This is a genomic window from Geobacillus zalihae NBRC 101842 (assembly GCF_001544135.1).
GTDB classification, from domain to species: domain Bacteria; phylum Bacillota; class Bacilli; order Bacillales; family Anoxybacillaceae; genus Geobacillus; species Geobacillus zalihae.
On record NZ_BCPV01000084.1, the window covers coordinates 1 to 12,667 of the forward strand.

Below are 12,667 nucleotides of genomic sequence, written 5' to 3' on the forward strand. Positions count from 1 at the left end.
TTTTTAGCCAAAAAGCAACGGACCAACTGCCGCTCATTCATCTGAACAAATTCCGGATTATGGCTAACACAAACGGCCATTGCATGATCACACCGCGAATGAAACGGACAACCTGCGCCTCTGTCAGAAATAGCAGGAACCGTTCCGCGAATAGAATATAAACGTTTATTTTTCTTATTTGGCGTTGGAATCGAATTTAAAAGCCCGATGGTATAAGGATGCTGAGGAGAGGCAAATATTTGCTGTACCGTTCCCTCTTCCACAATTTGTCCGGCATACATAACCGCTACACGATCACAAATTTCGGCGATAACGCCTATATCATGAGAAATAAATAAAAGTGCCGTCCCTTCCTTCTTCACGTCTTCCATCAATTGCAAGATTTGCGCTTGAATGGTCACATCAAGAGCGGTGGTTGGCTCATCAGCAATTAACAATTTAGGCTGGCAGGCTAAAGCAATGGCAATCATCACCCTCTGCCTCATTCCTCCTGAAAGCCGGTGAGGATACTCTTTCAGCAAATCTTCTGGCCGGGATAAGCCTACTTTTTTCATGATAGCAACAGCCTGCCGTTTTGCTTCCTTACGCTTCATTCCCAAATGAAAAGCAAACATCTCCATGATCTGTTTTCCCACTGTCAGTGAAGGGTTCAGTGAGGTCATCGGATCTTGAAAAATCATCGAAATCTCTTTTCCTCGCAAACGGCGGATTTCATCTCGTTTTTGTTCATGAAGAGGTTGGGAGCGATATGTAATTCTGCCTCCTGATACAACCATGGAGTTCGGCAGAAGACCGACTATGGAAAGAGCAAGGGCGCTTTTTCCGCTCCCGGATTCACCAACAAGCCCTAATGCTTCACCCGCATGTATTGTCAGGGAGACGCCATTAATGACTTTCAGATTTCTTTTCGAATTTTTCAATGAAATATCAAGATCGCTTATCCGAAGCAGCTCTTCGCGCTCATGATTTCCTTTCAACATGCCATCCCTCCTTTCTATATAGATGCAACAAAGAAGTTTAACATATCCTTGACAGAAAAGTGGTTTGCCCATTTTCGACTGTCGAAGGCAAGCGTGTGGCTTGCCTCCGTCACGCCTTAGCGTGACGGAAGACCGAACAACGACTCGCTTCACAGACCCATTCATGGGTCTTTAAGCGGCGTTGTTCGGTCACTCGACAGTCGGATGCAATGACCGGCAAAGACGAAAAATGTTAAAGCTTTAAATTGCATCTATATAGTCCTTCCGCGCCATCAAATCCCTTATCCCATCTCCAAGCAAATTGAAGCCAAGCACCGTCAACGTAATGAATATGCCGGGAGCAAGTGCATACCAAGGCGCTTTATGAATATAACTTTGCGATTCATTCAGCATTCTGCCCCAGCTCGGATCCGGAGGCTGAACACCTAAGCCTAAATAGCTGAGTGCCGCTTCTATTAAAATAGCCGCTGAAAAGTTTAAAGATGCTGCCACGATCACAGGAGACATCATATTCGGCAAAATATGATAAACAATGATCCTAAGATGCCCTGCTCCTAAATGTCTGGCCGCTATGACAAAATCAGCTTTTTTATAGGCCAAAAAGCCGCTGCGAATAATTCGCGCAAATCCGGGAATAAAAAAAATACCAATCGCGATTATCGTCTGCGTTAAATTGGGCTTAAAAATAGAAACAAGAACCAGTGCGATGATAATTCCGGGAAATGCTAATAAAGCATCCATCAGGCGCATCAAAATTTCATCTACCCATTTTCCTATGTAGCCCGCAGTAGCCCCGATGATCAACCCACCGGTGATGCCAATGGCAACAGAAAAGAAACCTACTGTAAAAGCAGTTTGCGACCCCTCCATTACACGGCTGAGAATATCTCTTCCGAAATTATCGGTTCCTAAAAGATGCTCGCGGCTTGGACCGGCAAGGCGATCGTCCATCTTCATCTCATTCATGTCGTAGGGCAAATAAAAGAAACTTACTAACATAAATAAAAACATTGCAGAAACGAGAAATATCCCAATCCATAGATTGCTGTTTTTTGGCAAGTTCATGCGGACCACCTATTTTAATTCCATTTTTGGATCCAACCAACGATAGGTTAAATCCACTATTAAGTTAACCAAAACAACAAGGAACGCAATAATAAGGACCATCCCTTGAATAAGCGGATAATCACGGCTGCCTATGGCGGAAACAAGCAGGCTTCCGAACCCCGGAAGCGTGAAAACCTGCTCAATGACTAAACTTCCTGCGAGAATTTCGCCAAAATTCATCCCAACTACTGTAACGACAGGGATAAGCGCATTTTTTAACACATGTTTGAAATAAATAGTCGATTCTTTTAACCCTTTACTATATGCTGTGCGTACATAATCTTCATTCAGCTGTTCAATTATCGTTGTCCGTAAATAACGGACAACGATGGCAATTTGCGGAATCGCTATCGCCAGCGACGGCAAAAAAAGGGAACGCAAAGCAAGGAATGGGCTCTTTGACCACGGGACATATCCTCCAGCAGAAAACCAATTCAATGTAAATCCGAAAATCAATATAAGCAGAATGCCAGACCAAAAGGAGGGAACCGAAAGACCAATTTGTGTAATGATGGAGATCAGAAAATCCATCGTTTTCCCTTTGCTCTTTGCCGCCAACATTCCTAAAGGTATCGCTGTAACAACAGTGATGATTAAAGCAATGATGGCCAAAGAGAAGGTAACGGAGGAGCGGCTTATGATTAAACTTAAAACAGGTTCGGAAAACCGCAATGATTCGCCAAAATCGAAATGCAAAACATTAATCATCCATGATCCGAATTGTTCGATAAGAGGTTTGTCAGCTCCGAGTTTTTTATTAAGTGCTTCCAATTGTGCCGGGGTGGCCTCCGTCCCTAAAATCGCCAAAGCGGGGTTCCCAGGAATAATGCGAAATGCGCAAAAAGACAGGAAAACGACAAAAATCAGCGTCAGAAAAAACGTAAACATTCTCCTTACCACAAAATTCATACCATCACCTCGTACCTTTGCCTTAATCCATTGCCTCTTACTCTTTCACCTTTATTGCTGCCATATCTTGGACATAAATTGGATACGTTTGATATCCTTCCAAATTGTCTTTGAATGCCGCATTCGTGTTCGGATCCATAATGTAAACAGCCGCTGCTTCCTCTGCCAAAATGGTCTGTGCCTTTTTAATGAGTTCTACCCGCTTATTTTCATCCACTTCTGTTCTCGCCTGCTCCAGCACTTGATCAAACTGATGGTTAGAAAAATTAAAGAAATTATTTTTTGCTGTTGATAAATATTTATTTAAGATTTCGTACGGATCTAATTTTCCATCCAGCCCTATAATCGTCGTGTCATAATCCCTGCCTTGATAAACACGCTCCAGCCATACTCCCCACTCCACAGTTTCAATGTTTGCTTTTACTCCAATCTTTTTAAGCTGCTGGGCAATTACTTGAGCTGTATCTACATGAAACTGATAATTGGACGGAACCGTGATCGTTGTTGTAAATCCATTCGGGTAACCCGCTTCAGAAAGCAATTGTTTCGCTTTTTCGATATTAATCGCATACTTATCTTCTAAACCTTCTTGATAATATTTGCCCATAATCGGGCTCATATTCGAACCGATTTTTGTTCCTTTTCCTAAGGCAACCCCTTTAATAATCTCATCTTTATCAATGGCATAATTGATTGCCTGACGAACGAATTTGTTATTGAATGGTTTTCTTTTATGGTTGAATGCAAGCAATTGCACTAAGTTTTGCGGGGCGCTAACATACTTATATCCTTTGCCCAATTCTTCTAATTTTTCGCTTCCGATTCGAGGATAAATGTCAATTTCTCCTGATTGAAAAGCTAAGAAAGCAGCTTCTGCATCTTTAATAATGCGAAACTCCACCTTGTCCAAATAAGGAACACCTTTCACATAATAATCAGGATTTTTCTCGAGAACGAGACGCTGCCCCGGCAAGTATTCCACGAACTTAAAAGGGCCTGTCCCAATCGGAGTTTTATTGCTGTCCTTATAACCTTTCGGAATAACGGCAGCGGTCACTGCCGTCAAGAAGGAGGCTTCTCTTTGCTTCAGTTTAATGGCGACCGTTTTCTTATCCGGTGCCGTAATCGATTCCACATTGCTAAACGAAGTGTACAACGGCTTTCCTGTATCAATTCCCGCTAAAAGATCATAGGAATACTTTACATCCTCAGCAGTCACCTCTTGCCCATTATGAAATTTCACGCCATCTCTCAATATAAATGTATAGGTTAGCCCATCTGGGGAAATTTTATAAGATTCCGCAATTGCCGGGATAAGCTCCCCTTTATTATTTGGCTTTAACAGCCCTTCAAAAACATTGAACATTATTTCTCTCGTTCCCGCGGCTTGAGCCAAAAACGGGTCCAAGTAATCCGGATCTTGGGGAACCGCAACAACCACTTCTTTATCCACTTTTTCTTTAGTAGAAGCTGTGCCATTCGCTGTTTCTTTTTGGCTGTCACATGCGGTTAGCAATAGAACAAGCGAAATGCTCAACCATAGCCCTTTCATGAAATTTGTTTTTTTCTTTTTTCTGCTTTTTATCATCAATGCCATCCCAATTAACTCCCCTTTACGTTAAAAAATTATCATTATTAAAAAAGCCCCATTTTATTCAATAAATCTGGCACTTCTTCGATAGAACGAATCGTGTGAGGATACCGGATTTCCTCTATCCCTTCCCGATTAAAGCGATTAATCAATAAAGCTTTCATTCCAACTTTCGAACTGCCAATCACATCATCATAATAGTTGTCTCCAACGTAGATGCACTCTTCTCCAGACACTCCAGCATCTTTTAAGGCTTTTTCAAAAATCGCGGCATCCGGCTTTTCCACGCCAACTTCTGCAGAAATAATAATATGATCAAAATAGGCAGTTAAACCATGTCTCTCCAGAAGTTCTCTGGCACTGCGATCCCAGTTGCTGATCACTCCAAGCCTGATGGAGTGCCTTTTTAACTGAGATAATACCGAATTCACAAAGGGGAAAGGATGCCATTGCTCCATATACTTTTGCATCTCCTGCATTCGTTCACTTTGCCTGCGCAAATCAAAATGGAGGCCGAGCTTAAAATTCAAAACACCTAAATACCAAGGGTAGAAAGTTTGAATCTCTTTTCCTAACACACTCGGATACTCTCTCATAAAATATTTATCTGTCAGGTGATAAGCCTTTTCGATTTTTTCTAACGAGATATAAATGCCATTTTCTTTAAGAAATTGCTGGTAGATGGATTCTCGCTGCTGGTAAAAAAGGGTATAACCTAAATCAAACCAAACGAACTTTTTTTTCATGTCTTCCTCCTTCTTGTTAACATGGACATTCTTGAAATCATCGTTGTTCTTTAACAATTGGCAGGATGACATGTGATGGATATCGTCCGCCATGATAGATCGTTTGAGTTGCAGCAATAAAATCCGCTTCCGTCGCGCTTCCTGGCTTGACCAATCTATTTGGATTGCGGTCAAATGTCGGAAACAATGAACTAGTGATATCCAGGCGAATAGAGTGTCCTTTTTTGAAAACATTGGCAATAGCGCCTGCGTTGATTTCATATTTAATGACTTGTGAAGCTGGCACAGGTTCTTGTCTTTCCAAGGAATTCCGAAAGCTTGCCCTAATGATTCCTTCAGCAACGTTATACGCATTTCCATTTGGATGAACATCGATGAGCTTCACGACAAAGTCCGTATCTTCCGCAGTCGTCGATGCATACAGAATCACTTTAATGTCGCCAACAACGGAAACATCTTCTTCTAATATGTCTGATGTGTAAACTAAAACATCGTTCCGTGCTTCAATCGGAAGTTGATTTTTTGGCCCCATCGGCGTTAAAACCGGATCTGCTCCTGATCTTCCGCCAAGTGCTGGTACTGGAATGGATGGGTGATAAACAAAAATATCAGATGCTTCTTTTTCGGGGAGATGAATGGACAGTTTTCCATCTCCATTGATCGAATTTGCTTTATATGAACTGTGCAGATAGTAATTGGTGTTTATCGTATTAGGAGGCGGCCATTGGGACGCCTCTCTCCACTCATTGCTGCCCATCAAAAAGTACTTCACTGGCTTTTTCTGGCACCATTCGTTTTCTTCATCTTTTAACCATCGATTAAACCAGCTCAGTTGAATTTCATCGATTCGGTTGCGGGCATGTTCTCCAAAATCTAGTTCACCAACATATCTCGACCATGGCATGTGGTACCAAGGGGCAATAAATAAATATTGTTCACTGGCTGCCTTAGCATCCGCATATTTTTTGATGCCTTGAAAGTTTTCAATCGTTCCATCAATGAAGATGTCATACCATCCGCCAATATGAAGAACAGGAACGTTGATTTTCTCATAGTGATCCTGCATCGAGTAGCGGTCCCAATATTCATCTCTTACATGATGTTCGAGCCACTTTTGATAAAATGGCGTTAATTCCTCTTTGACAGCCGGAACATCCTTTAAAGGCAGATAATGATACAATGATTGGATCGCTGCAGTATTGAAAGAAATCTCTCTCAACCAATCCCATTTTCCTCTGCGAAATGCCTCGTCCTGGCTAACAAACAATGTCCAAGACAAATTCAAAGCAAGAGCAAATGCGCCATGTTTATAAACATGTCCGTTATAGCCATCTGAACCAATCATAGCCGGAACAATACACTTTAAATGTGGCGGCCTCTCAGCAGCGGTTAATAATTGCACTGCAGCAGCATAAGAAAACCCGTACATCCCTACTTTAGGTTCTACATCAGGCAAATGTGCCGTCCATTCAACCGTATCATAGCCGTCCTGTCCTTCTGCCTTATAAGGATCAAATGTACCTTCAGATTTCCACCTTCCACGAGTATCTTGAACAATGACCACATACCCATTTTTGGCATACCAGATTGGATGAGCGTAATTCATTGTCTGAGCATCGCTCTTGTTGTAAGGAGTTCTTAATAGCAAAATGGGGTATTTTTCCTGGTCGTCTGGCCGGTATATATCTGCATACAAGATGGTCCCGTCTCTCATCGAAACGGGCACATCTCTTGTAATTTTAATGTTCTCTGTTACTTTCTGTTTCTTCATGACCAAGCATGCCCCTCCCTTCCTTTTTAAGGTGGCAACCCTACTGCTGCCTTTCAGACCGCTCCTTTTTCCACAGCGCCAACTATTCATTCCGTTGATTTTTCCCGGCTTTCGTCTCCATAACATCTGCAACGGCATCGATGGAATTACTTTTGCTCCTTATTAATGAATCGCTTCTTTTGATTTTTTCGTATATTGATTTTCCTTGTACGGCAGCCCCAAATTTCCCCGCAATGTATCACTCTGATACTCCCGGCTGTAGTAGCCCCGCTCTTCCAGAATCGGGATGACGTGCTGAACAAAATCGGTTAAACCGCTACCGAGAACAGGCGGGGCAAAAATGAATCCATCGGCTCCATTGTCCTCCACCCAGGCAATCAATTGATCGGCCACCTGTTCATATGTTCCGAAAAATGCTCCTTTTGGAGTGGTTACCTGCAAAGCCACTTCCCGCAGTGTCAAGTTCTGTTCACGAGCGATTTTCTTAATCCGATCAGTTGTCGATTGGAAGCTGTTTTTCCCGACATCACCCACATCCGGAAACGGCTCATCAAGCGGGAATACACTGAAATCGAAGTGATCAAAGAACCGGCCCAAATAATGAAGCGCCTCTTCGATCGACACAAGGTTTTGAATCGCTTTGTATTTTTCTTCCGCTTCTTCAATGGTGGCCCCGGCAATTGGATGAATCCCCGGGAAAATGAGAATCTCGTCTCTGCTCCGCCCATTCGCTTCTGCCCGCCGTTTCACATCTTCATAAAAAGCCTGCGCCTGTTCAAGTGTCTCTACATTGGTGAAAACGGCATCTGCCTCTTTTGCAGCCAGATTCTTGCCGGCTTCGGAAGAACCCGCCTGAAAAATGACAGGTTGCCCTTGATTCGAACGTTCAATATTCAACGGTCCTTCAACAGAAAAGAAACGGCCTTTATGATTTAAAACATGAAGCTTATTTCTATCAAAAAATTGCCCGGTCTCACGGTTGCGTACGAAAGCATCATCTTCCCATGAATCCCAAAGGCCTTTAACGACTTGCAAAAATTCTTCGGCAATTTCATAGCGAAGCGCATGCGGCGGATGTTCTCCTTTGTTGTAGTTTCTTGCAGAGCCTTCTAACGGAGAAGTGACTACATTCCATCCAGCACGGCCGCCGCTTATTTTATCCAGCGATGCAAATTGGCGGGCAACGGTAAATGGTTCACTGTAAGTCGTCGATACCGTGCCGACAAGCCCTATTCTCGATGTCACTGCTGCAAGGGCAGACAGAATGGTTATCGGTTCAAAGCGATTCAAAAAATGAGGAATCGATTTTTCATTAATATATAATCCATCGGCCACAAAGGCGAAAGAAAATCCTGCTGCCTCTGCTTGCTGGATAATGGACTTATAATATAGAAAGTTCACACTTGCATCTTTTGGAACACTCGGGTCTTTCCATGCATTCATGTGACTGCCCGGGCCGTGCAACATGATTCCCAATTTAATCTGTTTTTTATGAGACATATTCTTCATCCCTTTCTGCACTTTTGTGATCCTCATTCGAGTGAATCGGACTTAGCAATTGAAACGACCGAAGCCGTTCTTCCGCTTTTTGAAGCGGGGTGTGCAAAATAAATTCATCTACTTGATATTTTTTGTGAAAATTTGTTAAAACGTTTTTGACATATAAAGGTGTGCCTGCAATAATATTGCTCGCTTGTTCTTCCACTTCGTAAGCTTCGTCAGCTTGCTTTCCGAAGGCATGCGCTTGTTCTAATGATGAAACCGTTACCGTGCGACCGCTTTGGAGATGCACTTTGAATATTTTTTGCTCTCCCGCCAGTTGTTCCGCTTCTTGTTGTGAAGGGGCGGCGACAACGGCAACGGATACGAGAAAACGCCCATCCGGATAGCCCTTTCGATAAACGCGTGCCGCTTCTTCAAGCACCTTCATATCGCCATTAAGAAATAGACCGAATACAAAAGCAACACCAAGGTCAGCGGCTAGTTGCGCACTTTGGGGACTGGCTCCAAGCAAAAACATTTCAGGTTTTTCTGGAGGGATTGGTGTAGCACGAATGCCGGCGAGCGGATGGTGTTCGTCGACGGAATCTTCAATCAATTTTTTTAAAAAAACGAACCGCTCTTTAAAGTCTTTTCCGTCATTCATCGTTCCGAACTGTAATGCCTTCGTTGACAATGGGAGCCCTCCCGGCGCTTTCCCAACACCAAGATCGACTCTTCCAGGTGCAAGAGAAGACAAAACATGGAAATTTTCCGCAACTTTAAAAGGGCTGTAATGTTGAAGCATGACTCCCCCTGATCCAATCCGAATCGAATTGGTCCGGGCGAGCAAATACGAAATCAATACTTCTGGTGAGGAGCCTGCCAGTTGTTCGGTGTTATGATGCTCTGATACCCAGAAACGCGAATATCCCCATTCTTCGGCTTTTTGAGCGAGGCGGACTGTTTGCTGCAGGGCATCAAACGCCGAAGCCCCTTCAGGAATCGGGCTTTGATCCAACAATCCAAGCTGATAACTCATACATATTTCTCCCCTCGTTTTTATTCCAAGTTTGTAGGTGCGAATAATTGGTTTTATTTTGACATTTATCCTACCACCGGAAAAAGGAAAAAGGCAATACTTCCGGTGATAGAAAGATTTATACGATTCATCAAAAAAATCTATCAATTCGTTTGTGATACCGGCGTAATTGCATTTTTTGCAAACTTTTCAACAGATGAAAGAATGGTATTCCATATAAAAGGGGGCTCAGAGCCATAATATATTCCATGAATATACTGTTTCAGCATCATCAAATGAGCGACATTGACTTCCGCAAGCTGGCCAGTTGCCAGTTCATTTTTTATGCATAAATAAGGCAAAAATCCGATCCCACATCCACTTTGAATGAGCGATTTTGCCACTTCGAGATGATCCACCTGAAATTCAATTCGCGGCTCCACGTTCTCTACTTCAAAGATTTTGTGAACGCGATTCCAGTCAAATGCACCGCACTCAAAAAACACTATCGGTTCAAGTGCGAGCTGCCGCGCGGACAACTTTGACTGAAACTGAAATGGATGTCCTGGCTTTACAACAAGCCGTATCGAATTGTCAAGGAGCGGTTTATGCTGCAGCGAATGATGCGACACTTCTTTCATGAACGCCACATCAATCTGCTTTTGAAGCAGCTTATCCATTAGCACCTCATTAGACGCTGAAATAAACTTAAAACGAAGATCCGGATGTGCTTTTTTCCAGAGCGGCAGTGCGAACGGAATAAAATATTGGGATGCAATGAGATTGGCTCCAATGACAACCTCTTCCTCGTCCGCTCTTTTTTTCAGTTGTTTTTTCCCCTGATGGAAGGTGCGGAGAATCTGCTCGGCATACGGAACAAACATTTTCCCTTTTTCTGTAAGTACAATACTCCTGCCTTGCCGTTCAAACAGTTCTGTATCCAATTCGCGCTCCAATGCTTTGATCCGCGCCGTAACCGTTGGCTGCGATAAAAACAACGCGTCGGCTGCTTTATGAATGCTGTTAAAATGAACGACATACATAAACGCTTCAATATAATCAATATTCATGTTTCTCTCCCCCTCTTTTTTGAATCTGAAAACAAAAAGCTCCTGAATGTAGACGCACTCAAGAGCTCTTGGATGACTAATTAGTTTCAATTAGGGATAATTCTTTTTCTAGCCAGTCGCTTGTTATCTGCAAAAGTATTTGTCGATGTAAGAGTGATGAGAATGTATGATTAGCTCCTGCAATCACTTCCTTCTCGCAATTCCCTTTCTTACGGAATTTAAAAGCTTGATCATATGAATCGCAATATTCAACAGGAATTACTTCATCATTTGTTCCATGTACCACTAACACATTTCCAGGAAACTTCTTTGCCTCTTGCAATGGATGGTAATGTGATAAAGATTCAAAAAAATGAGAACCTAATCGATATCCACAATAATCGATGCTTCCATCCAAATTAGATATCTTTGTTTGTGTTCTTACAATTCGGGTGATATCATCATAGGGATTAGCAGACGGAGCCCAAAGTATCAAAGAATCAACCCTCGTATCTATCGTTGCTGTAAGCAATGCGACTGCGCCACCTAAACTATGACCGAGAAGAATGATTGGATTATTCTTGAACGATTCTATGTTCTTGACATAATCAATTACACTTCTCGTCTGGTCGATTAAATCTTCCAATCTATTATCTCCATACTCCCCGCTGCTTTCTCCGCATCCGGCATAATCAAATCGCACTACTAACATTCCTCGCGAAGCCAGATAATGTGCAGTTTGCACAAACAACCTATCGATTCCTATACGTGTACTAATAAATCCGTGACAAATGATCACAATAGGAATTTCTTCCACTGGAAAAAGCGAATCAGGATAGTGCATGGAAGTCGCCAAAAATTCTTTTCCGCTGGCAATTTGCAAAAACTTCATCAAATTTAATTCTCCTCTCCACTCAATGAAGATTTTTTACAATTCAATACAACTAAATTAATTTATCCTTTTTAATTCATACTATTTAAATAGGAATAATATGTTTTTTTATTATCTTATCATCCCAAATATCAGCGGTCAATATTTATTTTAAAACCTTTCTTTTGTTTACAATGGCTAATCGCATATATAACTAGGATAAGAGAGGGGTAGGATCGACAAATTGAAAAAGAATAGGTATATCGTAACTATGGTATTATCAGATAATAAATAAGAAAACGTTACTTTCTAATGCTGTTTTTTCTGGTTTGTACGATTTTTTTAATAATGTATATAAGTTGAAACTTTGTTTTACATCCAGTAGAGCGCCCACCGCATTCTATCAAAATGACTTGTTATGAAGGAAAACAGAATCGAACAATCGGAAAATCTTTATTGCAACTTATATAAATTAAATAACTGTAGATGAGCATTTTTCATTACAATAATTTCCATGATTAGAGAGACAAACAGGGTACCCCTTATGCGATACGGAGCTGTTTTTTGATCACATCAATAGGAATCTCTTGCTTTGCAGCGTCATAAATGAACTCTATGACGCTATGGCCTTTCCGCGACCGAAGAAGCTCCAGCCCGGTGGAGAGGTTTTGTCGGGATTCGGAGATGCTGTACACGCAAGCCAATAAAACGGTCACCCAATACCGTTTTACCGCCCGAACGTGACGGACCTGGTATCCATCCAGCTTCAGTTGATCTTTCGCCTGCCGGAAAAAGCATTCGATTGTCCAACGCTGGGCATAGTAACGCAAGATGTCTTCGTCCCCGAGCTCCCGGTCGGTGCTCAAGACGCAATGGAGATGTTCCGGTGTCATCGGCTGATCCGCCTTCCAAGCCAGCAGCACCACCGCGTCATCGAGGCCATGGATCGCCCCCTCATAGCGATACACGCGGTAACGCTCCTGACCCACCGTGACGAGGCGGGTGTCTTGGAGCTCGATATAGCGGGCGAACTGCTTGGCTTGGACGGCGATGCCTTTCGGATAAAGAATCCGGTTCGCCTTGAGCATGGCGATGACATGGAATCCCTTGCTCAAGCAGGTTTCGATGAGCGTTTTGGACGGG

The 12,667-nt window shown here is 42.6% G+C and carries 11 protein-coding genes; all 11 read right to left on the bottom strand.

Annotation, left to right across the window (positions count from 1 at the left end; translation table 11 throughout):
- A partial coding sequence (locus GZ1_RS16220; RefSeq protein WP_060788884.1) for an ABC transporter ATP-binding protein occupies positions 1 to 980 on the bottom strand: 980 nt, incomplete at its 3' end.
- 240 nt (positions 981 to 1,220) lie between these two features.
- A complete protein-coding gene (locus tag GZ1_RS16225) occupies positions 1,221 to 2,045 on the bottom strand; it encodes an ABC transporter permease (RefSeq protein WP_060788888.1) in 825 nt (274 codons plus the stop codon).
- Positions 2,046 to 2,054: 9 nt separating this feature from the next.
- Positions 2,055 to 2,996 (bottom strand): ABC transporter permease, encoded by a 942-nt coding sequence (locus GZ1_RS16230; RefSeq protein WP_020756994.1) that lies wholly within the window; start codon positions 2,994 to 2,996, stop codon positions 2,055 to 2,057.
- Positions 2,997 to 3,033: 37 nt separating this feature from the next.
- A complete protein-coding gene (locus tag GZ1_RS16235; protein ID WP_060788885.1) occupies positions 3,034 to 4,593 on the bottom strand; it encodes an ABC transporter substrate-binding protein in 1,560 nt (519 codons plus the stop codon).
- A gap of 38 nt (positions 4,594 to 4,631) precedes the next feature.
- Positions 4,632 to 5,333, bottom strand: coding sequence for an HAD family hydrolase (locus GZ1_RS16240; RefSeq protein ID WP_060788886.1), 702 nt, complete (start codon positions 5,331 to 5,333; stop codon positions 4,632 to 4,634).
- Between the two features lie 37 nt (positions 5,334 to 5,370).
- The gene (locus tag GZ1_RS16245) at positions 5,371 to 7,104 is read right to left on the bottom strand and encodes a CocE/NonD family hydrolase (protein ID WP_033006135.1); all 1,734 of its coding nucleotides are present in this window, start codon (positions 7,102 to 7,104) and stop codon (positions 5,371 to 5,373) included.
- Between the two features lie 162 nt (positions 7,105 to 7,266).
- Positions 7,267 to 8,604, bottom strand: a complete 1,338-nt coding sequence (locus tag GZ1_RS16250) for an LLM class flavin-dependent oxidoreductase (RefSeq protein WP_033006128.1) — start codon at positions 8,602 to 8,604, stop codon at positions 7,267 to 7,269.
- A complete protein-coding gene (locus tag GZ1_RS16255; RefSeq protein WP_060788887.1) occupies positions 8,594 to 9,625 on the bottom strand; it encodes an LLM class flavin-dependent oxidoreductase in 1,032 nt (343 codons plus the stop codon). Before GZ1_RS16255 ends, GZ1_RS16250 begins: the two co-directional genes overlap by 11 nt.
- 143 nt (positions 9,626 to 9,768) lie before the next feature.
- Entirely contained in the window at positions 9,769 to 10,674 is a 906-nt protein-coding gene (locus GZ1_RS16260; protein WP_033006131.1) for a LysR family transcriptional regulator, read from the bottom strand.
- Positions 10,675 to 10,750: 76 nt separating this feature from the next.
- Positions 10,751 to 11,545 carry an alpha/beta hydrolase family protein gene (locus GZ1_RS16265; RefSeq protein WP_033006133.1) on the bottom strand — a complete coding sequence of 265 codons (795 nt, stop codon included), beginning with the start codon at positions 11,543 to 11,545 and terminating at the stop codon, positions 10,751 to 10,753.
- 521 nt (positions 11,546 to 12,066) lie between these two features.
- The coding region (locus GZ1_RS16270) for a transposase (protein WP_157074387.1) at positions 12,067 to 12,667 on the bottom strand (601 nt) is incomplete at its 5' end.

What these genes read in the sequence shown, in the direction of transcription:
- GZ1_RS16245 (WP_033006135.1), bottom strand. Translation starts at nt 7,104, where the DNA reads ATGAAGAAACAGAAAGTAACAGAGAACATTAAAATTACAAGAGATGTG.
- GZ1_RS16255 (WP_060788887.1), bottom strand. Translation starts at nt 9,625, where the DNA reads ATGAGTTATCAGCTTGGATTGTTGGATCAAAGCCCGATTCCTGAAGGG.
- GZ1_RS16250 (WP_033006128.1), bottom strand. Translation starts at nt 8,604, where the DNA reads ATGTCTCATAAAAAACAGATTAAATTGGGAATCATGTTGCACGGCCCG.
- GZ1_RS16265 (WP_033006133.1), bottom strand. Translation starts at nt 11,545, where the DNA reads ATGAAGTTTTTGCAAATTGCCAGCGGAAAAGAATTTTTGGCGACTTCC.
- GZ1_RS16260 (WP_033006131.1), bottom strand. Translation starts at nt 10,674, where the DNA reads ATGAATATTGATTATATTGAAGCGTTTATGTATGTCGTTCATTTTAAC.
- GZ1_RS16225 (WP_060788888.1), bottom strand. Translation starts at nt 2,045, where the DNA reads ATGAACTTGCCAAAAAACAGCAATCTATGGATTGGGATATTTCTCGTT.
- GZ1_RS16240 (WP_060788886.1), bottom strand. Translation starts at nt 5,333, where the DNA reads ATGAAAAAAAAGTTCGTTTGGTTTGATTTAGGTTATACCCTTTTTTAC.
- GZ1_RS16230 (WP_020756994.1), bottom strand. Translation starts at nt 2,996, where the DNA reads ATGAATTTTGTGGTAAGGAGAATGTTTACGTTTTTTCTGACGCTGATT.
- GZ1_RS16235 (WP_060788885.1), bottom strand. Translation starts at nt 4,593, where the DNA reads ATGGCATTGATGATAAAAAGCAGAAAAAAGAAAAAAACAAATTTCATG.